At 67.8% G+C, this 26,823-nt stretch carries 23 protein-coding genes; 13 read left to right on the top strand and 10 right to left on the bottom strand.

Annotation, left to right across the window (positions count from 1 at the left end):
- Positions 1-269: 269 nt before the first annotated feature.
- The 3 genes from G4G00_RS14465 to G4G00_RS14455 all read left to right on the top strand — a co-directional run bounded on the left by G4G00_RS14465 (position 270) and on the right by G4G00_RS14455 (position 3,878).
- Positions 270-1,748: an AlkA N-terminal domain-containing protein gene (locus tag G4G00_RS14465; RefSeq protein WP_108752559.1), complete on the top strand. Its 1,479-nt coding sequence runs from the start codon at positions 270-272 to the stop codon at positions 1,746-1,748.
- Positions 1,745-2,236 (top strand): methylated-DNA--[protein]-cysteine S-methyltransferase, encoded by a 492-nt coding sequence (locus tag G4G00_RS14460; RefSeq protein WP_164274564.1) that lies wholly within the window; start codon positions 1,745-1,747, stop codon positions 2,234-2,236. The genes G4G00_RS14465 and G4G00_RS14460 overlap by 4 nt, the downstream gene beginning before the upstream one ends.
- A gap of 397 nt (positions 2,237-2,633) precedes the next feature.
- Positions 2,634-3,878: an ectonucleotide pyrophosphatase/phosphodiesterase gene (locus G4G00_RS14455; protein ID WP_164274562.1), complete on the top strand. Its 1,245-nt coding sequence runs from the start codon at positions 2,634-2,636 to the stop codon at positions 3,876-3,878.
- A gap of 88 nt (positions 3,879-3,966) precedes the next feature.
- Here the strand turns inward: G4G00_RS14455 and G4G00_RS14450 are convergent, their stop codons facing one another.
- Positions 3,967-4,146, bottom strand: coding sequence for a 30S ribosomal protein THX (locus G4G00_RS14450; protein ID WP_108749022.1), 180 nt, complete (start codon positions 4,144-4,146; stop codon positions 3,967-3,969).
- A 110-nt stretch (positions 4,147-4,256) separates the two neighbouring features.
- Entirely contained in the window at positions 4,257-4,670 is a 414-nt protein-coding gene (locus G4G00_RS14445; RefSeq protein ID WP_108752556.1) for a MerC domain-containing protein, read from the bottom strand.
- A 134-nt stretch (positions 4,671-4,804) separates the two neighbouring features.
- Here G4G00_RS14445 and G4G00_RS14440 point away from each other — a divergent pair, with 134 nt between their 5' ends.
- The 5 genes from G4G00_RS14440 to G4G00_RS14420 all read left to right on the top strand — a co-directional run bounded on the left by G4G00_RS14440 (position 4,805) and on the right by G4G00_RS14420 (position 11,760).
- Positions 4,805-7,003 (top strand): TonB-dependent receptor, encoded by a 2,199-nt coding sequence (locus tag G4G00_RS14440; RefSeq protein ID WP_164274560.1) that lies wholly within the window; start codon positions 4,805-4,807, stop codon positions 7,001-7,003.
- Positions 7,004-7,229: 226 nt separating this feature from the next.
- A complete protein-coding gene (locus G4G00_RS14435) occupies positions 7,230-7,796 on the top strand; it encodes a TetR/AcrR family transcriptional regulator (protein ID WP_108752554.1) in 567 nt (188 codons plus the stop codon).
- Positions 7,796-9,466: an MFS transporter gene (locus G4G00_RS14430; RefSeq protein WP_164274559.1), complete on the top strand. Its 1,671-nt coding sequence runs from the start codon at positions 7,796-7,798 to the stop codon at positions 9,464-9,466. The genes G4G00_RS14435 and G4G00_RS14430 overlap by 1 nt, the downstream gene beginning before the upstream one ends.
- A gap of 11 nt (positions 9,467-9,477) precedes the next feature.
- The gene (locus G4G00_RS14425; protein ID WP_164274557.1) at positions 9,478-10,662 is read left to right on the top strand and encodes an HlyD family secretion protein; all 1,185 of its coding nucleotides are present in this window, start codon (positions 9,478-9,480) and stop codon (positions 10,660-10,662) included.
- A 441-nt stretch (positions 10,663-11,103) separates the two neighbouring features.
- Entirely contained in the window at positions 11,104-11,760 is a 657-nt protein-coding gene (locus G4G00_RS14420; protein ID WP_164274555.1) for a hypothetical protein, read from the top strand.
- Between the two features lie 105 nt (positions 11,761-11,865).
- Here the strand turns inward: G4G00_RS14420 and G4G00_RS14415 are convergent, their stop codons facing one another.
- The 8 genes from G4G00_RS14415 to creB form a co-directional block, all read right to left on the bottom strand.
- Positions 11,866-12,357: a Fur family transcriptional regulator gene (locus G4G00_RS14415; RefSeq protein WP_108749015.1), complete on the bottom strand. Its 492-nt coding sequence runs from the start codon at positions 12,355-12,357 to the stop codon at positions 11,866-11,868.
- A gap of 34 nt (positions 12,358-12,391) precedes the next feature.
- Entirely contained in the window at positions 12,392-13,795 is a 1,404-nt protein-coding gene (gltX, locus tag G4G00_RS14410) for a glutamate--tRNA ligase (RefSeq protein ID WP_164274553.1), read from the bottom strand.
- 93 nt (positions 13,796-13,888) lie between these two features.
- Positions 13,889-15,445 carry a M20/M25/M40 family metallo-hydrolase gene (locus tag G4G00_RS14405; protein WP_164274583.1) on the bottom strand — a complete coding sequence of 519 codons (1,557 nt, stop codon included), beginning with the start codon at positions 15,443-15,445 and terminating at the stop codon, positions 13,889-13,891.
- A 129-nt stretch (positions 15,446-15,574) separates the two neighbouring features.
- Positions 15,575-16,054 carry a hypothetical protein gene (locus tag G4G00_RS14400; protein WP_164274551.1) on the bottom strand — a complete coding sequence of 160 codons (480 nt, stop codon included), beginning with the start codon at positions 16,052-16,054 and terminating at the stop codon, positions 15,575-15,577.
- 39 nt (positions 16,055-16,093) lie between these two features.
- Positions 16,094-16,504 carry a hypothetical protein gene (locus tag G4G00_RS14395; protein ID WP_164274549.1) on the bottom strand — a complete coding sequence of 137 codons (411 nt, stop codon included), beginning with the start codon at positions 16,502-16,504 and terminating at the stop codon, positions 16,094-16,096.
- Between the two features lie 10 nt (positions 16,505-16,514).
- Positions 16,515-17,834 carry a cell envelope integrity protein CreD gene (gene creD / locus G4G00_RS14390; RefSeq protein WP_164274546.1) on the bottom strand — a complete coding sequence of 440 codons (1,320 nt, stop codon included), beginning with the start codon at positions 17,832-17,834 and terminating at the stop codon, positions 16,515-16,517.
- An 81-nt stretch (positions 17,835-17,915) separates the two neighbouring features.
- Positions 17,916-19,376 carry a two-component system sensor histidine kinase CreC gene (creC, locus tag G4G00_RS14385; protein WP_164274544.1) on the bottom strand — a complete coding sequence of 487 codons (1,461 nt, stop codon included), beginning with the start codon at positions 19,374-19,376 and terminating at the stop codon, positions 17,916-17,918.
- Positions 19,377-19,378: 2 nt separating this feature from the next.
- A complete protein-coding gene (gene creB / locus G4G00_RS14380; protein ID WP_164274541.1) occupies positions 19,379-20,113 on the bottom strand; it encodes a two-component system response regulator CreB in 735 nt (244 codons plus the stop codon).
- A gap of 35 nt (positions 20,114-20,148) precedes the next feature.
- On the opposite strand from creB, the gene rlmJ reads away from it, so the two are divergent.
- The 5 genes from rlmJ to G4G00_RS14355 all read left to right on the top strand — a co-directional run bounded on the left by rlmJ (position 20,149) and on the right by G4G00_RS14355 (position 26,580).
- Entirely contained in the window at positions 20,149-21,006 is an 858-nt protein-coding gene (gene rlmJ / locus G4G00_RS14375) for a 23S rRNA (adenine(2030)-N(6))-methyltransferase RlmJ (RefSeq protein ID WP_108749009.1), read from the top strand.
- A 106-nt stretch (positions 21,007-21,112) separates the two neighbouring features.
- Positions 21,113-21,658: a GNAT family N-acetyltransferase gene (locus tag G4G00_RS14370; protein WP_019659177.1), complete on the top strand. Its 546-nt coding sequence runs from the start codon at positions 21,113-21,115 to the stop codon at positions 21,656-21,658.
- A 128-nt stretch (positions 21,659-21,786) separates the two neighbouring features.
- Positions 21,787-25,251, top strand: coding sequence for a transcription-repair coupling factor (gene mfd / locus G4G00_RS14365; RefSeq protein WP_164274539.1), 3,465 nt, complete (start codon positions 21,787-21,789; stop codon positions 25,249-25,251).
- Between the two features lie 82 nt (positions 25,252-25,333).
- Positions 25,334-25,849, top strand: coding sequence for a hypothetical protein (locus tag G4G00_RS14360; protein WP_108752542.1), 516 nt, complete (start codon positions 25,334-25,336; stop codon positions 25,847-25,849).
- Positions 25,850-25,974: 125 nt separating this feature from the next.
- Positions 25,975-26,580 carry an HD domain-containing phosphohydrolase gene (locus G4G00_RS14355; protein ID WP_108761562.1) on the top strand — a complete coding sequence of 202 codons (606 nt, stop codon included), beginning with the start codon at positions 25,975-25,977 and terminating at the stop codon, positions 26,578-26,580.
- Positions 26,581-26,823 lie beyond the last annotated feature (243 nt).

The following is a 26,823-nucleotide window of genomic DNA, read 5'->3' as shown; positions in this document are numbered from 1 at the left end:
GGCCGGCAGCCGGCTTTGCCGTGCCTGTCTGCCAGACGGCCAAAATCCCATCCCACAACACAGTTGCTCCATGGACGGATTTACGGCGTCCCCCGCAACCGGACCCACCCCGCCATCCACGGATAGCCCGCTCTTGACGTTGACGTTGACGTTGACGTTGACGTTGACGTTGATTCAGTGGTTGCAGGGCGCAGCCCTGCCGTACCCCCTTCAGCATCCATGTCCGAAAATGGCGAGTATCCACCCGCCCCGCAGCCTAGACTGGCGCCATGGACAGCTCCCCCGCCCTCGACACCGCCGCCTGCGACCGCGCCCGCCTGGCCCGCGATGCGCGCTTCGACGGCGTGTTCTTCACCGCCGTGCGCAGCACCGGTATCTATTGCCGCCCGGTGTGTCCGGCGCCACCGCCGAAGCCGCGCAACATCAGCTATTACCGCACGGCCGCCGCGGCTGCCGCTGCCGGCTACCGGCCCTGCCTGCGCTGCCGCCCGGAACTGGCGCCGCAGGCGCAGCAGGCGCTGGCCGGGCAGACCGTGCAGCGCGCCCTGGCTTTGATCCACAGCGGCTTCCTGCAGGAACAGTCCATGGCCGAACTGGGCCACCGCTTGGGCCTGAGCGCACGCCAGCTGCAACGCCTGTTCGTCGAACACCTGGGCGCCACGCCCGCGCAGATCCACGCCACCCAGCGCCTGCTGCTGGCCAAGCAACTGCTGACCGAAACCGCGCTGCCGGTGACCGACGTCGCCCTGGCCGCTGGCTACAACAGCCTGCGCCGCTTCAACACCGCTTTCCTGCAGGGCTGCGGCATGCCGCCCACCGCGCTGCGCCGCCAGCATGCCCCGCTGGTCGGCGCCGACGATGGCCTGGTACTGCGCCTGGGCTACCGGCCGCCGCTGGATTTCCCGCGCATGCTGGCCTTCCTGCGCAAGCGCAGCCTGCCCGGCATCGAGCTGATCGACGAAGACAGCTACCAGCGCGTGCTGGGCACGCCCGAACGCCCCACCCTGCTGCGGGTAACCGCCGATCCCAAGCGCCCGGAACTGCGCCTGCAGATGGGCGCGGTCGATCCCCGCCTGATCCCTGACATCGTGCGGCGGGTGCGCCGGGTGTTCGATCTGGACGCCGACCTGCAGCAGGTGCATGCCGCCCTGGCCGAAGAACCGCTGTTGGCCCGCGGCATCGCCGAACGCCCCGGACTGCGCGTACCCGGCGGCTGGGATGGCTTCGAGGTGGCCGTGCGCGCGGTACTGGGCCAGCAGGTCAGCGTGGCCGCAGCGACCACCTTCGCGCGCCGGCTGGTGGATGCCTGGGGCGCCCACCTGCCGGGCATGCCGCCGGCATTCGACCGCCAGTTCCCGCTGCCACAGGTGCTGGCCGAAGCGCCGCTGGAATCGATCGGCCTGCCACGCACGCGCGCAGCCACGGTGCGTGCGCTGGCCGCGGCCTGCGCCAGCGGTGCGCTGGATTTCGGGCCAGGCCAGGCCCTGGACGAATTCGTTGCACGCTGCGTCGCGCTGCCCGGCGTCGGGCCATGGACGGCGCAGTACATCGCCCTGCGTGGGCTGGGCCAACCCGATGCCTTCCCCGCCGGCGACCTGGTGCTGCAGCAGGTGCTCGGCCACGCGCAGGGCCAGCGCCTGAGCGAACGCGCCACCGAGGCCCGCTCGCAGGCGTGGCGACCGTGGCGCGCCTATGCCGTGCTGCACCTGTGGCACCTGTCCGGCACCTTTGTTGGAGAACCGACATGACCCTGTTGTTCGATCGTTTCGACAGCCCGATCGGCGAGCTGACCATCGCCGGTAATGAGCATGGCCTGGCCCATGTACTGTTTCCGGAAAACCGGCACCCGGCACGCGGGCGCGGCGACTGGCAGTACGCGCCGGGTGCGCTGCCGCAGGCACGGGAACAGTTGCTGCAGTACCTGCACGGCGAACGCAGCCGCTTCGATCTGCTGCTAGCACCGCGCGGCACGCCGTTCCAGCTGCGCGTGTGGCAGGCGCTGGCGGTCATCCCGTTCGGCCAGACCTGGAGCTACCTGCAGCTGGCCCAGCACCTGGGGCAGCCCACGGCCACCCGTGCGGTGGGCGCGGCCAACGGCCGCAATCCATTGCCGATCGTGCTGCCCTGCCACCGCGTGATCGGCAGCAATGGCACGCTCACCGGCTTCGGCGGCGGGCTGGAAACCAAGGCGGCCCTGCTGCGGCTGGAGCAGCGGCAGGCACCGTTGTTTGTGTGAGGGGTGGGGTTTGCCGGCAGGGCTGCGCCCTGCACCCGCCGAGGCAACGTCAACGTCAACGTCAAAAGCAACAGCGGGGTATCCGTGGGTTGGCGGGGCGGTGTGGGTGGGCAGGACACGCCGCAAGTACGTCCTTGTAGGCTCGTAGGCGCCATCCATGGCGCCTGCGGTCCTGCCCACCCACACCACCCCGCCTTCGACAGGTTCCCGCGGCTTTTGGTAGGTGTCGACCTTGGTCGACACGCTGGATGGGGTTGCGGAGTGTCTCTGGTGAGGAGCCCCCTTTTTGTTGAAGGGGGCGCGCCGAAGGCGCGGGGATAAAGAAATATGCGCGGACACGGCGTGCGACAGCACGCCGTGTCTTGGGCACGTCATTGCCGCCGCTTATCATGTCGCGATGACTTCCGTACGCCTGACCTGTTCGCTGGCGCTGCTGCTGCCCCTGGCCGCCTGCACGACCACGCCCTCTTCGTCCGCGCCGGTTGCGCGCGCCGACGCGCCGCCACCGAAGCTGTTGCTGATTTCCATCGACGGCCTGCGCGCCGATGCGCTGGATCGTGGGCTGACGCCGAACCTGCAGCGCATCATCGATCGCGGCGTGCGCGCCCGCTGGATGACCCCCTCGTACCCGTCGCTGACCTTCCCCAACCACTACACCCTGGTCACCGGCCTGCGCCCGGACCACCACGGCATCGTCAACAACAGCATGGAAGACCCCGCGCTGGGGCGCTTCAGCCTGGGCGACCGCGAGGCGGTGACCAACAGCCACTGGTGGGGCGGCGAACCGATCTGGGTCGGCGCGGAAAAAGTGGGCGTGCGCACCGCCACCACTTCCTGGCCCGGCAGCGAGGCCGAGATCGACGGCACCCGGCCCAGCCGCTGGCAGGTGTACGACAGTAAGGAGCCGCTGCAGCAACGCGCGCAGACCGTGCTGGACTGGCTGGCACAGACCGATGCCGATGCGCCACGCCTGACCACGCTGTACATGGAAAACGTGGACAAGGCCGGGCACAACCATGGCCCGGATTCGCAGCAGTATGCCGATGCGATCGTGCTGGCCGACCAGGTGATCGGCCAGGTGCTTGATGGCCTGGACGCACAGGGGCTGGCGGCGTCGACCAACGTGGTGGTGGTCTCTGACCACGGCATGGCATCGGTACCGGAAGGCCAGGTGATCGCCACCGAGTCGATGGTCGATCCGGCGCTGGCGCGCAACGTCAGCCAGGGCCAGTCGGTGGGCTTCGAGCCGGTGACCGGCCGCGAAACGCAGGCCGAACACGCGCTGCTGGGCCGCCACGCACACTACGAATGCTGGAAGAAGGAGGCGCTGCCGCCGCGCTGGCATTACGGCAGCCATCCGCGCGTTCCGGCCATCGTCTGCCAGATGGATGAAGGCTGGGATGCACTGCGCGCCGAGCGTATCGCCAAGCGCGACCACCAGGACCGTGGCTCGCATGGCTACGACAATGCCCTGCCCTCGATGCGCGCGGTGTTCGTGGCGCGCGGCCCGTCGTTCCAGCAGGGCCTGCTGATCGACGGGTTCGACAACGTGGATGTGTACCCGCTGCTGGCGCATCTGCTGCAGGTGCCGGCGGCGCCGAACGACGGCGATGCCGAGACGTTGAAGAAAGCGCTGCGCTGACGGCGCAGCATCCGCCGGGCAGCAACACCGGGCACAAAAAAAACGCGGCGCCAGGCGCCGCGTTTTTTTCAAGCAACCGCCGGCCGGATCAGGCCTTGGCAGCTGCCTTCTTCGCCACAGCCTTCTTGGCCGGAGCCTTGGCCACGGTCTTCTTGGCAACCGGGGCGGCGGCGCCTACAGCGACCTTGCTCGCGGTATGCGAACGGGCGTTGCCGTAGCTGGCGTTGTAGCGCTTGCCCTTGGCGGTCTTGCGGTCACCCTTACCCATGTCTTCAACTCCTCAAGTGTGAAATCTGGTTACCCCGTACTGACACGGGTTCGGCGGGGCCGCCTTGCTGGGCGCCCCCGCGCACGATCGGAAAGCCTATCACGACGCGCCTAGTGCGCGCAGCTGGCGTCGTGGACGTGGCCGTGGTTCAGGCGCAGGTTCACCAGGTGCGCCACGCCCACCAGCAGGCCGCCGAGGGTCATCACCACTGCATGCGGCACCGCATTGTGGTGCAGCGGGTCGTACAGCACGCCCGCCCACAGTGCCACCAGGCCGGGAATCAGGAAGCCCAGCGCGCGCAGCGCGCCGTGGCGGCGGTAGCCCATGACCAGGCTGAACAGCCCCAGCAGCGTCACGAACACCACCAGCGCCATCTCCACCCCGTCGCTCAGCCAGAACGACAGGCCCAGCGAAGGCGCGATCGCAAGCAGCACCGGAATGACCGCGCAGTGCACGGCGCACAGCATCGAACCGGTGGCACCGAAGCGATCGAGCAGGCGGCGGAATGAGGAGGACAGGGACATGACTTCCAGCAGGGTCGGCGAATCGTTATGGAATAATATAACATTCACTCCTGCCCCGCACGGTTTCCCTCCCCCTGTCCTCCGACGGGATACGTGCGCCACCCAATTGATACAAAGTAACAAAGGACTTGCCGATGTCTGCCCATTTCCCGCGGTTGAAGCCGCATTCCCTGGCCCTGGCCCTCGCCGCCCTGCTGCCGTCGGCTGCGTTCGCCGCCGGCGACGATGCTGGCCAACGTGACCGCCACCTGACCGAGCTCTCTTCGGTGCAGGTCACTGCCTCGCCGCTGCAGGGCGATGCCGAGTCGCTGGCGCGCCCGGTGGACGTGCTGGCCGGCGAACGGCTGGACGAACAGAAGGCCGGCACCCTGGGCGACACCGTGGCCAAGCTGCCCGGCGTGCAGAGCACGTTCTTCGGCCCCGGCGTCGGCCGCCCGATCATCCGCGGCCAGGAAGGCCCGCGCGTGGCCGTGCTGTCCAACGGCATGGGCAACATGGATGCCTCCACCGTCAGCGCCGACCATGCCACCAGCATCGAACCGTTCCTGGCCGACCAGATCGAAGTGCTGAAGGGCCCGGCCACCCTGCTGTTCGGCAGCGGCGCGATCGGCGGCGCGGTGAACGTGGTCGATGGCCGCATCGCGCGTGACCTGCCGGACCGCCCGCTGAGCGGCCGCGCCGAGCTGCGTGGCAACTCGGTCAACGACGAACGCAGCGGCATGTTCCGCCTGGACGGCGTGAGCGGCAACGTGGTGCTGCATGTCGACGGCCTGGTGCGCAACGGCGATGACTACCGTATTCCCGGCTATGCGGTGATCGACAGCCTGGAAGACCATCACGACGACCACGACCACGCCGGCGAAGAAGGCGAAGAGCCGCGCCGCGGTCGTCTGGACAACAGTTCCATCCGTACCCGCGCTGGCGGCGTGGGCGCGACCTGGCTGGGCGAAGGCGGCTACTTCGGCGTGTCTGCCAGCACCTACCGCACCAACTACGGCATTCCCAACGGCGCCCACGTGCATGCCGAGGGCGATGACCACGACCATGATCACGATCACGACCATGGCGAAGAGGAAGAAGGTGACGAGCACGACGTGCGCATCGACATGGTGCAGAACCGCTTTGAAACCAAGGCGGGCATCTACAACCCGGTGTCGTTCCTGAAGAACGTCAACGCGCGCGTGGCCTACACCGATTACGAGCACGTGGAGCTGGAAGCCGGCACGCCGTCCACCCGCTTCACCAACCGCGGCATTGAAACCCGCCTGGAAGCGGTGCAGCAGCAGATCGGCGGCTGGGACGGTGCCTTCGGCCTGCAGTTCGGCAACAGCGATTTCGGCGCACGCGGCGAAGAAGCCTTCGTGCCCGACACCAACACCAAGAACGTCGGCCTGTTCGTGCTGCAGGAAAAGCAGTTCGGCCCGTTCAAGCTGGAACTGGGGGGCCGCCATGACCAGGTGAAGCTGGACCCGACCGGTGACTACCGCCGCCGCTCGTTCGATGCCACCAACCTGTCCGCGGCCGGCATCTGGACGCTCAACGATGCGGTGGACCTGCGCATCGGCGTGGACAGTTCCGAGCGTGCGCCGACCAATGAAGAGCTGTATGCGGCCGGTGCGCACATCGCCACCCGTTCGCTGGAAATCGGCGATGCCAACCTGAAGACCGAGCGCGGCCAGCGCGTGGAGCTGGGCATCCACACCCACAGCGAGCGCCTGGACTTCTCTGCCGCCATCTACCAGACCCGGTTCAAGGACTTCATCTACCTGGCCGACACCGGCGTGACCGAAAGCCTGCCGGTGCGCGCCTGGACCCAGCAGGACGCGGTGTTCAAGGGCGCCGAGGCCGAAGCACTGGTGCACCTGTTCGAAGGCGGCGCCGGCGATTGGGACCTGCGCGTGTTCGGTGATTACGTGCAGGCCAAGCTGGACGGCAGCGGCAGCCGCAACCTGGCGCTGGCGGTGCCCCACGGCGACCACAACCACAACTACACCGTGGAATTGGCCAACACCGGTTACCTGCCGCGCATCGCCCCGGCACGCGTGGGCGCGGACCTGCGCTGGGCCAAGGACGGGTGGCGCGCGTCGGTGGGCGCGGTGCGCTACAGCCGGCAGAAGGACGTGGCGCAGAACGAGGAACCGAGCGACGGCTACACCCTGGTCGATGCGCACTTCGCCTACCGCTGGGACCGCAACGACAGCAACAGCTACGAGGTGTTCCTGGACGGCAGCAACCTGACCAACCGCGAAGTGCGCCCGCACACCTCGCTGCTGCGGGATTACTCGCCGCTGCCGGGCCGTGGTGTCGCGTTCGGTATTCGCGCGTACTTCTGACCGGCTATCCACGCATGGCGTGGATCTACTGGGGTCGGATCCCTTTCCGCAGGAAAGGGCTCTGACCCCGTTCCAACACGGCAAGCATCCAAGGGGCCTTCGGGCCCCTTTTCCATGGCGCGCGATCCTTCACGCCATTCTCACAAAGATGTGCGTAGAGCAACAAACGGACACTCCCGTCACTGAACGTCTCGCCAACCGGACACTATTGTCCGAAAATAAAGCCATGACCGCACAACGCGCTGATGCTGCCGCCCGCCGGGCCCTGATCCTCGATGCCGCCGACCATGTGTTCGGCCAACACGGCGTAACCGCGCCGCTGGACCTGGTGGTCGAGCGTGCCCAGGTGGGCCGCGCCACCCTGTACCGCAACTTCCCCGACCGCACCGCCCTGATCCAGGCCCTGCTGCAGCGCACGGTGGACCGCATCCGCCGCCAGGTGGAACAGCTGGGCGACCGCGACGACGCCCTGTTCGAAGTGTTCGAAGGCATGGCCCAGCGCATCATCGATTCGCCGGCGCTGGCCGACTACTGGCGCGCGGTGGATTCGGACGTGGCGGCCATGCGCATCGCGCGCGAGACCGTGCGCGACCTGCTGGAAGCACCGATCGCGCGCGCCAAGGCCGCCGGCCTGTGCCGTCCGGATCTGGAGAAGACGGATATTTCACTGATCTCGGGCATGCTGGGTGCAGCCCTGCGCGGCAAGACCCGCGAAGAACGCGCGCAGTTGGCCGGGCGCGCCCTGCAGCTGCTGCGCGGGGGCCTTCAGGGAGCAGCCAGCGGAGACCGCTGATGGTGCAGCCGTATCTCAAACCGATTCCGGATTGGGAGGAGCACGAAAAGCCGACCATGCCAGGCTCGGCCTCGATGCCCTGGCACCCGCCGCAGCGGCGGGCGGCCTACGCGCTGGTGTCGCTGCTGGTGGCGATCACCGGTGGCCTGGGCAATGCGCTGGTGACCGCCAACCTGCCGTTCCTGCAGGGCCAGCTGGCGCTTACGCCCACCCAGGGCAGTTGGCTGGTGGCCGCCTACGCCATGGTGAACGTGACCGCCAACCTGCTGGCCTTCAAGTTCCGCCAGCAGTACGGCATCCGCCTGTTTGCCGAAATCGGCCTGGGCCTGTATGCGGCGCTGGCCGTGCTGCATCTGTTCGTGGGCAGCTTTGAGACCACCCTGCTCACCCGCGCCGCCAGTGGTTTCGCCGGCGCCGCCTGCTCCACCCTGGGCACGCTGTACATGCTGCAGGCCCTGCCCCGCCGCTTCACCGGCAACCTGCTGGTGGTCGGCGTGGGTCTGTCACAGCTGGCGGTGCCGATCGCCTGGATCGTTTCGCCCACCCTGGTCGATACCGGCCAGTGGCACCAGCTGTATTCCTTCGAAGCCGGCCTGGCGCTGTGCGCATTCGCCGCGGTGGTGCTGCTGAAGCTGCCGCCGGGCGTGCAGATCAAGGCGTTCGAACCGCTGGATTTCCTCACTTTCGCCCTGCTGGCGCCGGCCGTGGCACTGCTGGTGGTGGTACTGGCGCAGGGCTATACGCGCTGGTGGCTGGACACCGCGTGGCTGGGCTGGGCGCTGGTGGCGTCGATCGCGCTGACCACCACCGCACTGGTGATCGAACACTACCGGCGCAACCCGCTGCTGCAGATCCGCTGGCTGTCCACCCTGCCGGTGCTGCACTTCATCGTCGGCGCGTTCCTGATCCGCTTCCTCACCACCGAACAGTCCTACGGTGTGGTGAGCCTGATGCGCACGCTGGGCATGGGCCCTGACCAGATGCGGCCGCTGTTCGGCGTGATCCTGGCCGGGGTGATCACCGGCATCGCCGGGGCCTCGCTGACCTTCGGGCCGAAGCGGCTGATTCCGCAGCTGCTGATGGCCATCCTGCTGTTGGGCACGGCCGCGGTGCTGGACCAGCACCGCACCAGCCTGGACCGCCCGCATGATTTCTACGTCAGCCAGTTCCTCGCTTCGGTGGGCGCGGGCATGTTCATGGGCCCGCTGATCATGCTCGGCATCTCCGCTGCGCTGAAGCAGGGTGTGGACCACATGATCACCTTCCTGGTCACCCTGTCGATCACCCAGACCCTGGGCGGGCTGGCCGGTTCGGCCGTGCTCGGCACTTTCCAGCTGCACCGTGAACAACTGTATTCCAGCGCGTTGACCAGCCAGCTCGATCCTGCCGATCCGGTGGTGGCGCAGCGCCTGCGCATCCAGCAGCAGGTGTATGCGGCGCAGATCACCGACCCGGTGCTGCGCAGCGCGCAGGGCAGCGCACAGCTGGCACAGACCACGCGCCGCGAAGCCAATGTGCGCGGCTTCAACGATGTGTTCACCCTCAGTGGCTGGCTGGCCATCGGCTTCCTGGTCTGGCTGCTGCTGTTGTCGCTGCGCACCGCCGTGCTGAAGCAATGGCGCAAGCGCCACCCCGTTGCCACCGCTGCGACTGCCGCAGCGCCGCCCTGAGTACCTTTGCCATGTCTCCCGTTCCGCCCCGCCCCGACGACGCTGACAGCGCCGACAACGTGACCCCGCCGCCACCCACCGATGCCGCGTCGGCACCGGAAGCACGGGCGGCACCTGCCGCGCCCGCCGCGCCGAAGTACCTGCGGCCCAGCGCGCGCAGCGTGGTGGTGATGATCGTGGTGGCGCTGCTGGGCATCGCGCTGATCCTGCGTGCGTGGCACCTGTGGCCGTTCACCAGCAGCGTGATGGTGACTGACAACGCCTATGTGCGTGGGCAGATCACCGTGCTGGCGCCGCAGGTGAACGGCTACGTGACCGAGGTGCTGGTGAAGGACTTCCAGCACGTGAAACAGGGCGAGCCGCTGCTGCGGATCGATGATCGCATCTACGCGCAGAAGGTGGCGCAGGCCGAGGCGACGCTGGACAGCGCGCGTGCCGCGCTGGCCAATTCGGACCAGTCGCAGGCGCAGAACCGTGCGCAGATCGGCTCGGCGCGTGCCACCCTGGCCGCCGGGCAATCGGAACTGCAGCGCTCGCGCAATGAGCTGAAGCGCTACGAGGAGCTGGCCGCGCAGCAGCTGGTGTCAATCAACGACCGCGACAAGTTCCGCACCACCCAGGCCTCGGCGCAGGCCAGCGTGCAGCAGTCGCAGGCACAGATCCGCATTGCCGAGGAAACCCTGGTGTCCACCCAGGTGGCACGCAAGGGTCTGGAAGCGCAGGTGGAAAGCGCGCAGGCGCAGCTGGAACTGGCGCGCATCGACCTGGCCAACACAGTCATCCATGCCCCGCGCGATGGCCAGATCAGCGAGGCCAGCGTGCGCGTGGGCCAGTACGTGGCGGCCGGTTCGCAGCTGCTGTTCCTGGTGCCCGACACGCTGTGGGTGGTGGCCAACTACAAGGAAGGCCAGACCTGGCAGATGCGCATCGGCCAGCCGGTCACGTTCACCGTGGATGCCTTCCAGGGCCAGGTGCTGCACGGCCATGTGGAACAGATCGCGCCGGCGACCGGTTCGGAATTCAGCGTGCTGAGGCCGGACAACGCCAGCGGCAACTTCACCAAGGTGGTACAGCGGTTGCCGATCCGCATTTCGATCGACCCCGACCAGGAACTGGCCGCGCGGCTGCGCCCGGGCATGTCGGTGATCGCGCGGGTGAATACCGCCGCGGAGCCGGCGCCCGTGGCAAACCCGTAACGCGCACGTGCGGCTGCGCCGACGGCTGCGAACGGCGGCGCCCCTCGTGGCTGATCGTTGCGGTGGGATTGCGGGGTTTGGCCGGGTGGGTGGGCTGCGCAGGGGACGCTGCAAGTACGTCCCTGTAAGCTCGGTCGCCGCATCCATGCGGCTCACGCCCCTGCCCAGCCCACCCACCCGGCCACGGACATTCTCCGTGCGCGTCAGCCACGTGAATCAAAGAAACAAGGTCAAAAGCAGGGCTTGCGGCTCCGCTTTGTTTTTGTAGAGTCGAGCCGTGCTCGACTGCCTTGCCCAGGAACCATCGAAACCGGCACGGTAGAGTCGACTGTCAGTCGACTGCTTTTGCTCCGGGATTGTCGCGCTAGTCGACTGACAGTCGACTCTACCTGATCGACTCCCCCCTGCTCGACTGCCTTACCCCAGGAACAATCGAAAGCAATGAAATTCAACGCACTGGCCAGGAAGGCAGCCAAGGGACCGGCGCCGCGCGAACATGGCGGCACTGTGGAGGTGGAGGATCTGATCCGCTTCGTGCTCGAGCACGGTGCCGAGGGTGCGACCGAGATCGAGCGCCTGTGCGCGCTGCACGGCTGGCGCGAGGAAGTGCAGTACAACCCCGATGGCACGCACTTCGCACCGATGGCGCCGTGGGCGCGGGCCTGTGCGGCGTTCGGCCATCGTGGCGTGGCGGGGCTGCAGCCACTGCTGGACAGCCCGCATCTGGCGACCTATGCAATCGGGGTGCTGCAGGATGTGCGCAGCGAGGCGTCGGTAGCGGCGCTGCTGGCTTTCTGCGAACAGGCCGATTTCAGCCAGGACGATCCACTGTCGGCGCCGTCGCGCGCGCTGGCCGCGCTGAATTTCCTGCTCTCCTTCGACAAGGCCGTTGTGGTGCCAATCGCTACGCAGCAGGCGCTGCTGCACCTGGTCCAGCGTGTGTGGGAACAGGCGCCGACCACGCGGGGCCGCAGCCTGGCGTTGTATGCCGTGCGCGGTGCGCCCGCGCATGAGGCGCTGCAGTGGGTGCAAACGCTGGTAGTGGAGGATGCGGAATTGGTTGCTGCGCGCAAGGTGGCGCTGAAGCGGTTGCGGTAGTGTTTGTGAGTAGGGGTCGGAGCCCTTTGCCCGTGGCAAAGGGATCTGACCCCAAACCTCATGTTTGCCTTGGCAAAAGGGCTCTGACCCCAGGATGCGGGTCTGTCAGCCCGCGCAGCGCGCGCAGAGACCGTGTACTTCCAAGGTCTGCGCCTGCGGCTGGAAGCCCAGCTCCTTGGCGCGCTTTTCCAGCTGGGTGACGATTTCGCGGTCTTCCAGTTCCACCGCGCTGTGGCAGCTGTTGCAGATCAGGAAGGGCACCGAGTGCGCCGCGCTGCTGGGATGGTGGCAGGCCACGAAGGCATTCACCGATTCCAGCTTGTGCACGAAGCCATTGGCCATCAGGAAATCCAGCGCGCGGTACACGGTGGGCGGGGCGTCGGCGCCCACGCCCTTGCCGCTGCGCACCCATTCCAGCAGCTCGTAGGCCTTCACCGGCTTGCCGGCCTCGGCAATCAGCTTCAGCACGTTGGCGCGGATCGGGGTCAGGCGCAGCCCGCGCTCGCGCGAGACACGCTCGACCACCGCCACGAAATCCGATGCGTCGTGGACGTGGTGGTGCGGGGCGGTACAGGCAGAGGCAGGTTTGGCGGGCATGCGCGTTCTCCGGTTCGGGGCTGGGCCGCAGGGCTCAGACCGTTGCTACCTTGGTAATGGCCACATCGATGCGTTTCAAGGCCTGCTCGCGGCCGGCCAGGTACACGGTATGGGAAATGTCAGGGCTGACCTGGGTGCCGGTGATGGCCACGCGCAGCGGCTGGGCGACCTTGCCCATGCCGATTTCCAGCGCGGCGGCGGCATCGTGCAGGGCCACGCCCACGGCCTCGGCGGTCCATTCCGGCAGCGCGGCCAGCAGCTCGCGGGCCTTGCCCAGCGGCAGTTCGGCGCCGGCCTTGAAGTGCTTGGCCACGGCCGCCTCGTCGTACTCGGTCAGCGGCTGGTACCAGACCACGGCCTTCTCGGCCATTTCCTTCAGGGTCTGCACGCGCTCGCGCAGGGCAATCACCACGTCCACCGGGGCCGGGCCGGCAGCCACGTCCAGGCCCAGCTTTTCCAGCTGGTAGACCAGGTGCGGCACGATGCTGGCCTCTTCTTCGGTCTTCAGGAAGTGCTGGTTGACCCAGCCCAGCTTGGCCATGTCCAGGCGCGAGGCCTTGGAATTGCAGTTGGTCACGTCGAACAGGTCGATCAGCTCCTGGCGGCTGAACAGTTCCTGGTCACCATGCGACCAGCCCAGGCGGGCCAGGTAGCTCAGCAGGGCGTCGGGCAGGTAGCCGGCGTCCTTGTACTGCATCACGTCGGCCGCACCGGTGCGCTTGGACAGCTTGGCGCCCTGCTCGTCCAGGATCATCGGCATGTGGCCGAACTTCGGCACCGGCGCGCCGATGCCTTCGTACAGATTGATCTGGCGCGGGGTGTTGTTGATGTGGTCGTCGCCGCGGATGACCTCGCTGATGCCCATGTCCCAGTCGTCCACCACCACCGCGAAGTTGTAGGTGGGGTAGCCGTCCGGGCGGAAGATGACCATGTCATCCAGCTCGCTGTTGGCGATCTCGATGCGGCCCTTGATCAGGTCGTCGAACACCACGGTGCCATCCAGCGGGTTCTTGAAGCGGATGACGCGGTTCGGGTCGTCCTTGCGCGGCAGGCCCAGGTCACGCGCGGCGCCGTTGTAGCGCGGCTTTTCCTGCTTGGCCATGGCGGCCTCGCGCATCGCGTCCAGCTCTTCGCGGGTTTCGTAGGCGTAGTACGCCTTGCCGTCGGCCACCAGCTGTTCGGCCACTTCCAGGTAACGGGCCACGCGGTCGGTCTGGTAGATCGGGCCGACGTCGTAGTCCAGGCCCAGCCAGTCCATCGCCTCCAGGATCGCGTCGATCGCGCCCTGGGTGCTGCGTTCACGGTCGGTGTCTTCGATGCGCAGCACGAACTCGCCGCCGCGGTGGCGGGCCTCCAGCCAGCAGTACAGCGCGGTGCGGGCACCGCCGATGTGCAGGTAACCGGTGGGGCTGGGGGCGAAGCGGGTGCGGCAGATCATGGGGCGCTCGGGGAACGGGAATCCGCCGATTTTACCACCAGCCCCGCAAGGGCAAGGAGAGGCGGACGCGTCCGGCCCCTCCTGCCCGCTTTCTCAGGGCTGCGGTTCAGCCTTGCGCGGGAACGAGGCCTCGCGCATCGCCGCGTTGTAGGCAAACGAGGCCACGATGGCCGCCGCCTGCTTCAGATCGTCCGGTTCGGCATGGTCCCAGGTGTCCAGGTGGCTGTGGTGGACATTGGTGAAGTAGTCCAGCCGGTCCTGGATGAACTGGAAGCCCGGCAGGCCGATGCGGTCGAAGCTGATGTGGTCGGTGCTGCCGGTGTTGCGGGTGGCCACGGTGGTGGCGCCCACATCGTGGAACGGCGCCAGCCAGGCCTCGAAGATCGGCATGGCCGCCAGGTTTTCCTGGGCGTAGATGCCACGGAAGCGGCCCGAACCATTGTCCATGTTGAAGTAGACTTGGAACTTGCTGTAATCGCGGGTCTTCTGCAGCGCGCCGGTGGGCTCGCGCAGCGAGGCCGGCAATGCCTTCTGGGCTGCGTCGGTGGGTTCGGGGAAGCGGCCGAAGTGCTTGGCCACGTAGGCCTGCGAACCAATCAGGCCCTGTTCCTCGCCGCTCCACAGCGCCACCCGGATGGTGCGCTTGGGCTTGGCGCCGGTAGCCTTGAGGATGCGCATGGCCTCCATCATCACCGCCACGCCGGCGGCGTTGTCGGCCGCACCGGTGCCGCTGTGCCACGAATCCAGATGCGCGCCGATCATCACCACTTCATCGGCCTTGCTGCTGCCACGGATCTCGGCCAGCGTGTTGTAGCCGGGCTGGTCGGCTTCGTCGGTGAAGCGAGCGGCCACATCCACGCGCAGGCGCACGCTCTGCTTGGCCGCCAGCGCGCGTACCAGCGGATTGAAGTGCTCGGCGATCATCGCCAGCTCGGGAATGCCCACCGATTCGCCGGCCTTGCGCGAGCCGCCACCGGCCACGCGGATGATGCCGTTGTCCCAGCTGCTGATGCTGATCGAGGCCAGCGCGCCCTCTTCCACGAAGAACGCATTGACCTTGGCCGCCAGTTCCTGGCGTTCCTTGTATTCCTTCACCCGCTTGGCCCGCTCGGCGGCGGCGTCCTTGGGCAGGGTGAATTCCTGCAGGCCTTCCAGCGATGTGGCGTCGTGGCGGTGCGAATCGGCCTCGGTACCGCGCTTGTACTCGCGCGCTTCGCCCAGCAGCAGGATCTTCCCGCGCAGCTTGCCGCGGTACTTCTCGATGTCCTCCGGCTTCTTGATCTCCACCTGCAGCAGTTCGCCTTCCACCGGCCCGTTCGTGCCCGGCGTCCACGCCTTGGGCAGGGCATGCAGCGGCTGCACGCGGTCGCCCAGCATTTCCACGCTGGCCGAGGTGAACTCCCAGCCGCGGCCGAAGTCATCGAAGGCTTCGTCGTGCACGTTGTCCAGCTTCCATTCGCTGAACTTGCTGCGGGTCCAGGCGTTGGCGCGACCCATCGCCGGCGAATTGGTCAGGCGCGGGCCGATGCGTTCGGTGAGATAGCCGAAGGTATCCATCACCTGCGAGCGGTGGAACGCCTCCTGGCGGATACGGCTGACCATGTCCAGGTCGACCGCTTCGCGCTGCTGCGCCCCGGCATTGCCGCCCATCACCAGCGCTGCGGCCAGCACACCCCACTTCAGCCCACTCCACTTCACCACGCCGTACCCCTGCCCTTCGGCTCGATCATCAAGCCTTCGAGTCTAGCCAGCGGCGGCGGGTGCCCCCCGTCCCATCGGTCATGGGCCCGCCACTTCCGGCACGGGAACATCGATATGGGTTTCGCGAAAATCGCTGAACTCCAGCAGCAGTGTGCCCTCGACGAACACCAGTTCGTGGCGGAAGCTGCCGGCGCCGACCGCCACCAGCTCCTCCAGCAGCAGATCGCCGAATCCCGCCGAGGGCCCGCCGTGCTTGTCCACCCGCAGCCGCGACACCTGCCCGTAGCGCAGTTCGATGCGCCCGCCCCAGGCGCCCTGCAGCACCAGCAGGACCTGATGGGGGCGACCGTTCTCGTCTTCCCCCTCGCTGAGCGCCAGCTGTTCAAGCCGCGCGTCATGCAGGCAGCGGGGATCGCTGAAGTCGTAGCGCCACGGTGCCGCCACGAACGCTTTCACCGGCGCCGGAAGTCCCGCTTCGATCGACGCTACGTAGGCATGCCAGCCAGTGGTATCGATGTCATAGCCGTCGCGGGTCTCGCTCAGTCTTACGATGTCCATGGCATTGCGTCTCCTGATGACAGCGCATTGTGCCTGCCGCTAGCCGCGCCAGCCCAGCCACAGCTGCGCCCGTTCCGGCAGCAGCAGCAACCAGTGCTGCTGGTCGATGCTGCTGCAACCGTAGACCGATGCGTGCGCCGGCCAGTCCGCCGGCAGACCGTCAATGCCGATGGCCTGCAGCGCGGCCGCGCCGGCCTGCCAGGGCCGGTAGCGCGGCACCCGGCCGGCCAGCGCACCGCGCCCGTGGCGGGCGTTGTTCAACCACGCCAATCCCTGCTGCCGCAGCCCTTCGCAGCTCACCGCAGCCAGCTGGAAGCGGACCAGGCCGGGGGCGATCCGCGCCCCCGGCAGGGCCGCCAGCACGCCATGTGCCTGCAGCAGTGCATCCACTTCCAGCAGCGCAGGAATGCCCTGCTGTGCCCGTTGCCGCAATCCCTGGCGCCAGCCCATGGTGTGCTCCTTACTTCAGCTCGCTGCCCAGCGCGTACCAGTCCACGCGGCGGGTCACCCACATCGCCACGGCCAGGATCGCGAACAGCAGCAGCGAACCCATCAGCAGCGCGTTGTTTTCCGAAACCAGCAGCCCGTACAGCGCGCCGTACAGCAGCGTCAGCATCGCCGCAAAGCCCAGCCCGCGCTTCCAATGCCCCAGCACGTTGGCCAGGTACACCGCCTGCAGCCCGATGCAGGCCACGGCCGAGGCCAGATAGGCCAGCCAGAACGCGATGTGCTCGGACAGGCTGATCAGCAGCAGGAAGAAGATCGCCAGCGCCAGGCCCACCATCAGGTACTGCAGCGGGTGGATGCGCAGCGCCTTGATCAGCTCGAACAGAATGAAACCGACGAAGGTGAGCACGATGAACAGCACGCCATACTTGGACGCGCGATCGGCCTGGGTGTAGCTGTCCACCGGGTCCACCAGCGAAACCGCCACGGCCTGTGCGTCCAGATCGCCGCCCTTGCGCAACTGGTGCTGCGCATCGGACGCCAGCGAAGATACCGCCCAGCGTGCATCGAAGCCCTGGCCATCGACGCGGCGCTCGTTGGGCAGGAAGGCACCGGTGAACGAGGGGTGCGGCCAACTCGAGCGCAAGGCGATCTGGTTGTCATCGCCCAGCGGCACCACCGACAGCGCACGGCTGCCGTCCAGGCGCAATTCCAGTTCCACGCTGCTGGCGGCCAGGGTGCCGCCACCGGCATCGGCAAAACCGGCCACCGGCGCATGCAGGCCACGGCCCAGCACATCGGCCGCGCCCACACCCGGCTGCAGGCGCACCTGCTGGCCATCCACGCGCAAATTCGGCGTGCCCACCAGACCGCGCGCGTCGGACACGCCCAGCGCCACGTACGGCTGGCCGTAGCTGCGGCCGGCCTTCACCGGGTAATCGTCGGCGGCGAAGCTGGCCTTGACCTGGCCATTCCAGCTGTACACCGGCACCTTGAACAGCCCCACCGAGCGCTGGCTGGGCAGCAGTTCGCCGTTCACTTCCAGCGTGGTCGGCACCTGCAGCCACTGCCCTTCGGTGGTCTGCATCTCGGTCTTCTTCACGCCCTGCGCGTCCACCACTTCCACCTGCTGGCGCTCCACCCACGGCACCACCCGCACCGGGCCGATCAGCCGCTGGGTGCCGGCGCGGCTTTCGGCCACGCGCGAATACGCTTCATCGCGGTATGCGCTGCGCTCGTTGATGACGCCGCGGATCATCATCAGGGGAATCAGCAGCAGCAGGATCAGGCCGCCCACAATGGCGAACCGCAGCAGCATCTTCAGGGATTTCATGGTCCATCCTCGTTGGAGAGGCCTGCAGGATGGACGCCGCCGGTGAGCAGGGTTTGTGGCGAATTTGAAGTGAGTGTGAAGTCAGCGCCGGGGGCGCGTGGCCGGGCTGCCAGCGGGCAACCACAGTTCGGCCAGGGTGCCGCCACCGTCGCGTGCCGCCAGGGCAGCGCGGCCGTCGTGCAGACGGGCCACTTCCTGCACGAAGGGCAGGCCCAACCCGGAACTGCGGCGACCACTGCCGGGCCGGGCCAGCGAGTAGAAGCGTTCGAACACCCGTTCGCGCGCGTAATCGGGAATACCGGCGCCACGGTCGGCCACCTGCAGGCGCACGCCCTGGCCCTCGGTCTGTGCCGACAATTCCACCACCGAACCGGGCGGTGAGAACGCCACCGCGTTGTCGATCAGGTTGTGCAGGGCCTGGCGCACCAGGTAGCCGTCGCCGTGTACGCGCAGGCCTGCCGCAGCGTGGGCCACGACCTGTACGCCTGACGCCTGCGCGGCCACCTGTGCGGCGCCGGCGGCCTCATCCAGCAAGGCAGCCACCTCGATCGGCGCACGGGTCTGCAGCCAACCGTGCTGTTCCACTTCGGCCAGCGCCAACAGCTTGTCGATGGTTTCGGTCAACCGCTGCTGCTGGTCGACGATGCTGCGCGCGAAATGCGCGCGATCCGCATCGGGCATCGGTTCCTGCAGCAGCTCGGCCGCGCCACGGATCGCCGCCAGCGGGCTCTTCATTTCATGCGTGAGCGACTGCACGTACTGTTCAACATAGGCCTTGCCTTCCAGCTTGCGGCGCATGGTTTCCAGCGCCTGGCCCAGTTCGCCGATCTCATCGCGGCGCCGCCGTGGCGGCGGCACCGGCTCGCCATTGGTCACCGCGCGTGCGTAGCGGCTGAGCTGGCCCAGGCCACGGGTCAGCCACACGGTCACCAGGATGCCCACCAGCGCCGAAAGGCCGATCAGCCACGCACCGCGCTCGATGATGGCGCGCTGGCTGGCGGCGATGAACGGGTCGATGCTGCGGTTGGGCTGGGCCAGGCTGAGCACGCCGATCAGGGTCTGGCCATCGGCCGGGTCGTATACCGGCGCAGCCACGTGCATCACCGTGTTGCCTTCTTCGCCCGGAATCTCCGGGCTGGACCGCGCGCCGTACTCACCGCGCAGGGTGCGGTAGACATCGTTCCAGCGCGAATTGTCGCGCCCCACGTCGCGCCCCAGCGAATCGTAGATCACGATGCCGCGGGCATCGGTGATGGTGACCCGGTAATCCAGCGCGCGCTTGGGAAAGCGCCAGACCATGGCCTTCAGGTCGCGCTGCCGCGCCTTGGCCAGGTTGCGGGTGAAGCTGCCGCTGCCGATGGTGCCGGCCTTGACGTCGGCAGCGGCCATTTCGGCCAGCACGTTGGCCGCATCCACCAGGGTCGATTCCATCGCCTGGCGCACGCCGGGCTTCACTTCGTTCACGAACACGCGCATCACGAAGAACGCGGCGATGCCCACGATCAGGAAGAAGCCCAGGAACAGTTTCAGCATCAGCCGCATGGCTACACCTGCAGGGCGTAACCCACGCCGCGGTGGGTGCGGATCGGGTCGTCGCAGGCACCGGCCGCGCGCAGCTTGGCGCGCAGGGTCTTCACGTGGGTGTCGACGGTGCGGTCGGCGCTGTCGGCGCTGCTGTCCCAGCCACGGTCCATCAGCTGGGCGCGGCTGAGGATGGCGCCGGGGCGCTGCAGCAAGGCGTCCAGCAGGGCGTATTCGTAGCGGGTCAGCTCCAGCGGCTGGCCCTGGAAACGGATGCGCCGGCCCTCGCGATCGATCGCGAAGGCACCGGTTTCGCGCCAGCCGCCGTCCTCAGCCGGGCCCGGGGTGGCGATGACGGGCGCTGGCACCCGGCGCAGGCGTGCCCGTACCCGCGCCACCAGCTCGCGCGGCGAGAACGGCTTGGTCATGTAATCGTCCGCGCCCAGTTCCAGGCCCAGCACCCGGTCCAGCTCGTCGTTGCGGGCGGTCAGGAAGATCACCGGCAGCTGCGCCACCGCGCCGGGCAGCGCACGCAGGCGCCGGCAGACCTCGAAGCCGCCCAGGTCGGGCAGGCCCACGTCCAGCACCAGCAGGTCGATGCCCCCGTCCTGCAGGCGCTGCAGCGCTTCCCCGCCCAACAGGCAGTGGCTGGCCGCATAGCCTTCGCTGCGCAGGGCGTAGAGCACGGTTTCGGCAATGGCGGCTTCGTCTTCGACCACCAGCACATGGGCAACGGGCGCTGTCATGGCGCGCAGCATAGCCGCTGCGGCCGCCGCCCCGTACACTGCCGCCCATGAACTATCGCCACGCCTTCCATGCCGGCAACCATGCCGATGTCCTCAAGCACATCGTGCAGTTGGCCCTGATCGACAGCTTCAAGCGCAAGGACAGCCCGTTCTTCGTGCTGGACACCCACGGCGGCGCCGGCCGTTACCTGCTGGCCAGCGAAGAAAGCCGCAAGACCTTGGAAGCCGAATCCGGGGTCATGCGCCTGATGGCCCAGCCCAAGCTGCCCGAGGTGGTCGAGCGCTACCTGAAGGCGGTGCAGGCCGACAACCCGGTGGGGGCGATGATCACCTACCCCGGCTCGCCGCTGCTGACCGCCCAGGCCATGCGCGCGCAGGACCGCATGGCGGTGTGCGAACTGCAGGAGGACGAGGCCGCTTCGCTGAAGGCCCTGTTCGCCCATGACAGCCGGGTGGGCGTACACCCCGGCGATGGCTACGGCCAGCTGCGCGCCCTGCTGCCGCCCAAGGTCAATGGCAGCAAGATCGGCCGCGGCCTGGTGCTGATCGACCCGCCCTACGAGGCGCAGGATGCCGAGTACCAGGCGATCCTGGCCGCGCTGGCCGAAACGCTGGCACGCTGGCCGCAGGCCACCTGCGCGGTTTGGTTCCCGATCAAGCAGCGCCGCACCATCCTGCATTTCCTGCGCAAGGCCACCGCCCTGCCGGTGAAGTCGGCCCTGACCATCGAATTCCTGGTGCGCCCGGACGATTCCCCGCTGCGCCTCAACGGCAGCGGCATGCTGGTGCTCAACGCCCCCTGGCAGTTCGACCGGGTGGTCGGCCCTGCCCTGCCGGCGCTGCGCCAGCACCTGGGCGAACCGGGTGCCACGACCCGCCTGGACTGGCTGAAGACCGCCGAATAAGCGACGATCTGCCATCTTCACGAGGCTGTACGTGCGTGAGCCTTTTGTTCACGGAACGCAGCCTCGGTGATGCCACAATCGATGGACCACCAAGGAACCACCCGGTATGGCCACTCGCAACCGCATGCCGCCCTGGCATGAGATCTTCAAGGCTCCCAGCGGCCACGAGCTGCTGATCCGCCCCATCCGCCCGGAAGACGGCGCGCCGCTGCAGGCCGCCTTCAGCCTGTTCGGGCCGGAAGAAATCCGCGACCGTTTCCTGCAGGCGGTCACCGAGCTTTCGCCGGAAACCACCCAGCGCCTGACCCACCCCAATCCGAAGACCGAGATCACCCTGGTCGCGGCCGAATCGCTGCCGGCCGGCGAAGCCGTGGTGGGCGCGGTGGCGCGCGCCTCGATCATTCCCGGTACCCGTGAAGCCGAGTACGCGATCCTGATCAGCCGCTTCCTGATCGGCCAGGGCCTGGGCCGTCAGCTGATGCGCAAGCTGGTGAAGTGGGGCCGCGGCAAGTACCTGGACCGCCTGTACGGCGATGTGGCCGCCGAGAACGAGCCGATGAAGCAGCTGGCCGCCTCGCTGGGCTTCAAGCCGGTACCGCACCCCAACGGCGCCGAAGGCCTGGTGCGCATGGTGCTGGAACTGGACAATTGAGGTGACGCCGGGCACCGCCCGGCGTGCCACGTTGCGACAGACATTCCGGTAGCGCCGGGCATGGCCCGGCGCCACCGCGACCTTACGCACACGGTCACGACAAGGGCATCTGTTAAGATCGGCGGTCCATGTCGCGTACTCCATACCCCGCCCCGCCGCTGCCCCGTGCCGGCCAGCTTCGCGCCTGGTGGCGCGCCCCCGCCTCGCCCACTGCACTGGCCTGGTACCTGGTGCAGGCCGCACGTGCGCACACGGCGCCGCTGCTGGTCATCGCCCGTGACAACCACGGCGCCAGCCAGCTGGAAGCCGATCTGCACACCCTGCTGGGTGCCGATCCGTCGCTGCCGGTGGTCGCCTTCCCCGACTGGGAAACGCTGCCCTACGACCGCTTCAGCCCGCACCCGGACATCATTTCGCAGCGCCTGGCCGCCCTGCACCGCCTGCCTACGCTGAAGCGTGGTGTGGTGATCGTGCCGGTGCAGACGCTGCTGCAGCAGCTGGCACCGCAGAGCTATGTGATCGGCGGCAGCTTCGACCTGAAGGTCGGCCAGCGCCTGGACCTGGAAGCCGAGAAGCGCCGCCTGGAAAGCGCCGGCTACCGCAACGTGCCGCAGGTGATGGACCCGGGCGATTTCGCCGTGCGCGGTGGCCTGCTGGACGTGTTCCCGATGGGCGCCGACGAGCCGCTGCGGGTGGAACTGCTGGACGAGGACATCGATTCGATCCGCGCCTTCGACCCGGAAAGCCAGCGCTCGCTGGACAAGGTCGAGGCCGTGCACATGCTGCCCGGCCGCGAAGTGCCGATGGACGAGGCCAGCATCGCCCGCGTGCTGGCCACCCTGCGCGAACGCTTCGACGTGGATACCCGCCGCAGCGCGCTGTACCAGGATCTGAAATCCGGCCTGGCACCGGCCGGCATCGAGTACTACCTGCCGCTGTTCTTCGAACGCACCGCTACGCTGTTCGACTACCTGCCTGCAGGCAGCCTGCCGGTGCTCTGTGCCGGCGCCGGCGAGGCCGCCGAAACGTTCTGGACCCAGACCGCCGAGCGTTACGAACAGCGCCGCCACGATGTGGAACGGCCGCTGCTGCCGCCGTCGGCGCTGTACCTGTCGCCGGATCTGCTGCGCGAGCGCCTGAACGATACCGCGCGCATCGAAGTGTGGGCCGCCGACCATGCGCGCATCGCCGATGCGCATGCGCTGGGCGACCAGCCGCTGCCGCCGCTCCCGGTGGCCGCGCGCGAAGCACCGGCCGGCGATGCACTGAAATCCTTCCTGGCCCATTACCCGGGCCGGGTGCTGATCGCGGCCGATTCCCCGGGCCGCCGCGAAGCCCTGCTGGAAGTGCTGCAGGCGGCCGAACTGAAGCCGCCGGTGGTGGCCGATCTGCCGGCCTTCCTGGACAGCGCCGAGCGCTTTGCCATTACTGTGGCCGCACTGGAAGACGGTTTCGCGCTGGACGAACCGCGCATTGCGGTGCTTACCGAGCGTCAGCTGTTCCCCGAGCGCGCGGGCAGCACCCGCCGCACGCGCCGTGCCGGCCGCGAACCCGAAGCGATCATCCGCGACCTGGGTGAGCTGACCGAAGGCGCGCCCATCGTGCACGAAGACCATGGCGTGGGCCGCTACCGGGGCCTGATTGCGATGGACGTGGGCGGCATGCCCGGCGAGTTCCTGGAAATCGAGTACGCCAAGGGCGATCGCCTGTACGTGCCGGTGGCCCAGCTGCACCTGATCAGCCGCTATTCCGGCGCATCGGCGGAAACCGCGCCGCTGCACTCGCTGGGTGGCGAACAGTGGAGCAAGGCCAAGCGCAAGGCTGCCGAAAAGGTGCGCGACGTGGCCGCCGAACTGCTGGAAATCCAGGCGCGCCGCCAGGCCCGCGCCGGTCTGGCGCTGCACGTGGACCGCGCCATGTACGAACCGTTCGCGGCCGGCTTCCCGTTCGAAGAAACTCCCGACCAGCTGGCCGCCATCGACGCCACCCTGCGCGACCTGGCCAGCAGCCAGCCGATGGACCGCGTGGTCTGCGGCGACGTCGGCTTCGGCAAGACCGAAGTGGCCGTGCGCGCCGCCTTTGCGGCCGCCAGTGCCGGCAAGCAGGTGGCGGTGCTGGTGCCGACCACGCTGCTGGCCGAACAGCACTTCCGCAATTTCCGCGACCGCTTCGCCGATTACCCGATGAAGGTCGAAGTGCTGTCGCGCTTCAAGACCAGCAAGGAAATCAAGGCCGAGCTGGAGAAGGTCGCCGCCGGCACCATCGATGTAATCGTCGGCACCCATCGCCTGCTGCAGCCGGACGTGAAGTTCAAGGACCTGGGCATGGTCATCGTGGACGAGGAGCAGCGTTTCGGCGTGCGCCAGAAGGAAGCGCTGAAGGCGCTGCGCGCCAACGTGCACCTGCTGACCCTGACCGCAACCCCGATTCCGCGCACCTTGAACATGGCCATGGCCGGCCTGCGCGACCTGTCGATCATCGCCACCCCGCCGCCGAACCGGCTGGCGGTGCAGACCTTCATCACCCAGTGGGACAACGCGCTGCTGCGCGAGGCCTTCCAGCGCGAACTCTCGCGCGGTGGCCAGCTGTATTTCCTGCACAACGACGTGGAAAGCATCGGCCGCATGCAGCGCGAGCTGTCCGAGCTGGTGCCCGAAGCGCGCATCGGCATCGCCCACGGGCAGATGCCCGAACGCGAGCTGGAAAAGGTGATGCTGGACTTCCAGAAGCAGCGCTTCAACGTGCTGCTGTCGACCACGATCATCGAATCGGGCATCGACATTCCCAACGCCAATACCATCATCATCAACCGCGCCGACCGCTTCGGCCTGGCCCAGCTGCACCAGCTGCGCGGCCGCGTGGGCCGTTCGCACCACCGCGCCTATGCCTATCTGGTGGTGCCCGACCGCCGCTCGATCACCCCGGATGCGGAAAAGCGCCTGGAAGCGATCGCCTCGATGGACGAACTGGGCGCCGGCTTCACCCTGGCCACGCACGATCTGGAGATCCGCGGCGCTGGCGAGCTGCTGGGCGAAGACCAGAGCGGGCAGATGGCCGAGGTGGGCTTCAGCCTGTACACCGAACTGCTGGAACGCGCCGTGCGCAGCATCCGCCAGGGCAAGCTGCCCGACCTGGATGCCGGCGAAGAAGTGCGCGGTGCCGAGGTCGAGCTGCATGTGCCGGCGCTGATTCCGGAAGACTACCTGCCGGACGTGCACACCCGCCTGACCCTGTACAAGCGCATTTCCAGCGCGCGCGACAGCGCCGAGCTGCGCGAACTGCAGGTGGAGATGATCGATCGCTTCGGCCTGCTGCCCGATCCGGCCAAGAACCTGTTCGCCATTGCCGAGCTGAAGCTGCAGGCCAACACGTTGGGCATCCGCAAGCTGGATCTTGGCGAGAACGGCGGCCGCATCGTGTTCGAATCCAAGCCGAACATCGACCCGATGGCGGTGATCCAGCTGATCCAGAAACAGCCCAACCTGTACGCGATGGAAGGGCCGGACAAGCTGCGCATCAAGCACCCGCTGCCGTTGCCGGAAGACCGTTTCAACGCCGCGCGCGCCCTGCTGCTGACCCTGGCCGTGCGCTGACTGCAATCCCCCGGTGCCTTTCCGCTGCGGGCGGTGGAAGGGCACGCTTTTCGTTCCTGCGCCCGCGACAAGGAGTGTTGCTGTGAATCGATTCGCCCCTCTTCTGCTGGCCACCAGCCTGGGCCTGCTGGCCGCCTGCCACAGTGGCATGAGCAACCGCGATTACCTGTACGAGAACGTTGCCAGCTGGAACAGCATGGTGAACACGGTCCAGCTGTGGACCGAAGGCGCGCGTGGCGAAGCCTTCCATGCCGCGCTGCAGGACGGCAAGAGCCTGGAACAGTTCCGCTTCGGCCTGGGCAACGCCCACAAGGAAGCCACCGACCGGCTGGCCCATATCGAGCTGCTGACCCACGGCAAGGATGCCGACGCCCTGCACCAGGACCTGCGCGATTCGGTGCAGAGCACCGCCGACATGTTCGCGGTGATGCAGAAGATCGCCGCCCTGCCCGATGGCTACAGCGAGGAGCAGGTGACGCCGCTGCTGCAGGCACTGGATGAAGCCACCACGAAGATGGACACCGACATGCAGGCACTGAGCGATGCGCAGGACGCCTTCGCCAAGGCCAACCGCATCCAGCTGCAGACCACCGGCTGATCGCCCGCGCGGCCAGCGCGCCACACGGTGCACAGGCCGCACGCGTTACCCTAGGTGCCACTCTTCCAGACCGGCCCGCTGCTGCGGGCCGGTCGCTTTCGCGCACTGCCTGCGCCTGCACACCGATGCCCCACTCCCAAGCCCCAGACCTGCTGCACGAACACGCCTGCCTGATCGATGCACTGTCGATGTCGCTGCAGATGCGCGATGCCTACACCCGCTACCACTGCGACCGCGTGGGCGTACTGGCCCAGCGCCTGGCCGCGCACTGCGACCAGCAGGACGAGACCTGCGCGTTGATCGGCCTGGCCGCGCGTTTCCACGACATCGGCAAGATCGGCATTCCCGATGACGTGCTGCTCAGCCCGCGACGCCACACCAGCGAAGAGCGCGACATCATGCGCGAACATCCGGTGCGCGGCGAACACATCTTCCTGGCCACCGGGCGCAGCGATGCCACCGCCGTGGCGCGGGTGATCCGCGCCCACCATGAAGCCTTCGATGGCAGCGGGTATCCCGATGGCCTGCACGGCGAATCGATTCCGCTGGGCGCACGCATCGTGGCCATCGCCGATGCCTACGACGCAATGACCAGCGCGCGCCCCTACCGCGGCGCGATGGAACACGACGCCGTGCTGCGCATCCTGGAAGAACAGTCCGGCGGACTGATTGATCCGTATGTGCTCAAGCGCTTCCACGGCATGCTGAAGCGCGAACCAGCGCTGGCCTGATCGCCCGCCAATGCGCGGTAGCGTCGACTGGGTAGAGTCGACTGGGTAGAGTCGACTGTCAGTCGACTGCTCTTCCCACAGGCCGCGAAAAAACCCGCGCTGCGCGCGATAGTCGACTGTCAGTCGACTGCTCTTCCCACAGACCGCTAAGAAACCCGCGCTGCGCGCGATAGTCGACTGACAGTCGACTCTACCGGGTCTGCGCCCTGCCAAACAAAAGGCCCGGCGTTCGCCGGGCCTTTC

It is taken from the genome of Stenotrophomonas sp. B1-1 (assembly GCF_010894375.1).
Taxonomy (GTDB): domain Bacteria; phylum Pseudomonadota; class Gammaproteobacteria; order Xanthomonadales; family Xanthomonadaceae; genus Stenotrophomonas.
Note: the sequence above shows the minus strand (reverse complement) of the source record. Positions and strands in the feature narration are given on the sequence as shown.

What these genes read in the sequence shown, in the direction of transcription:
- G4G00_RS14430 (WP_164274559.1), top strand. Translation starts at nt 7,796, where the DNA reads ATGGTGCAGCCGTATCTCAAACCGATTCCGGATTGGGAGGAGCACGAA.
- G4G00_RS14395 (WP_164274549.1), bottom strand. Translation starts at nt 16,504, where the DNA reads ATGGGCTGGCGCCAGGGATTGCGGCAACGGGCACAGCAGGGCATTCCT.
- G4G00_RS14355 (WP_108761562.1), top strand. Translation starts at nt 25,975, where the DNA reads ATGCCCCACTCCCAAGCCCCAGACCTGCTGCACGAACACGCCTGCCTG.
- gltX (WP_164274553.1), bottom strand. Translation starts at nt 13,795, where the DNA reads ATGATCTGCCGCACCCGCTTCGCCCCCAGCCCCACCGGTTACCTGCAC.
- G4G00_RS14400 (WP_164274551.1), bottom strand. Translation starts at nt 16,054, where the DNA reads ATGGACATCGTAAGACTGAGCGAGACCCGCGACGGCTATGACATCGAT.
- G4G00_RS14415 (WP_108749015.1), bottom strand. Translation starts at nt 12,357, where the DNA reads ATGCCCGCCAAACCTGCCTCTGCCTGTACCGCCCCGCACCACCACGTC.
- G4G00_RS14460 (WP_164274564.1), top strand. Translation starts at nt 1,745, where the DNA reads ATGACCCTGTTGTTCGATCGTTTCGACAGCCCGATCGGCGAGCTGACC.
- G4G00_RS14420 (WP_164274555.1), top strand. Translation starts at nt 11,104, where the DNA reads ATGAAATTCAACGCACTGGCCAGGAAGGCAGCCAAGGGACCGGCGCCG.
- creD (WP_164274546.1), bottom strand. Translation starts at nt 17,834, where the DNA reads ATGAAATCCCTGAAGATGCTGCTGCGGTTCGCCATTGTGGGCGGCCTG.
- mfd (WP_164274539.1), top strand. Translation starts at nt 21,787, where the DNA reads ATGTCGCGTACTCCATACCCCGCCCCGCCGCTGCCCCGTGCCGGCCAG.
- G4G00_RS14370 (WP_019659177.1), top strand. Translation starts at nt 21,113, where the DNA reads ATGGCCACTCGCAACCGCATGCCGCCCTGGCATGAGATCTTCAAGGCT.
- G4G00_RS14465 (WP_108752559.1), top strand. Translation starts at nt 270, where the DNA reads ATGGACAGCTCCCCCGCCCTCGACACCGCCGCCTGCGACCGCGCCCGC.
- creC (WP_164274544.1), bottom strand. Translation starts at nt 19,376, where the DNA reads ATGCGGCTGATGCTGAAACTGTTCCTGGGCTTCTTCCTGATCGTGGGC.
- G4G00_RS14435 (WP_108752554.1), top strand. Translation starts at nt 7,230, where the DNA reads ATGACCGCACAACGCGCTGATGCTGCCGCCCGCCGGGCCCTGATCCTC.
- creB (WP_164274541.1), bottom strand. Translation starts at nt 20,113, where the DNA reads ATGCTGCGCGCCATGACAGCGCCCGTTGCCCATGTGCTGGTGGTCGAA.
- G4G00_RS14455 (WP_164274562.1), top strand. Translation starts at nt 2,634, where the DNA reads ATGACTTCCGTACGCCTGACCTGTTCGCTGGCGCTGCTGCTGCCCCTG.
- G4G00_RS14450 (WP_108749022.1), bottom strand. Translation starts at nt 4,146, where the DNA reads ATGGGTAAGGGTGACCGCAAGACCGCCAAGGGCAAGCGCTACAACGCC.
- G4G00_RS14425 (WP_164274557.1), top strand. Translation starts at nt 9,478, where the DNA reads ATGTCTCCCGTTCCGCCCCGCCCCGACGACGCTGACAGCGCCGACAAC.
- G4G00_RS14445 (WP_108752556.1), bottom strand. Translation starts at nt 4,670, where the DNA reads ATGTCCCTGTCCTCCTCATTCCGCCGCCTGCTCGATCGCTTCGGTGCC.
- G4G00_RS14440 (WP_164274560.1), top strand. Translation starts at nt 4,805, where the DNA reads ATGTCTGCCCATTTCCCGCGGTTGAAGCCGCATTCCCTGGCCCTGGCC.
- G4G00_RS14405 (WP_164274583.1), bottom strand. Translation starts at nt 15,445, where the DNA reads ATGGGCGGCAATGCCGGGGCGCAGCAGCGCGAAGCGGTCGACCTGGAC.
- rlmJ (WP_108749009.1), top strand. Translation starts at nt 20,149, where the DNA reads ATGAACTATCGCCACGCCTTCCATGCCGGCAACCATGCCGATGTCCTC.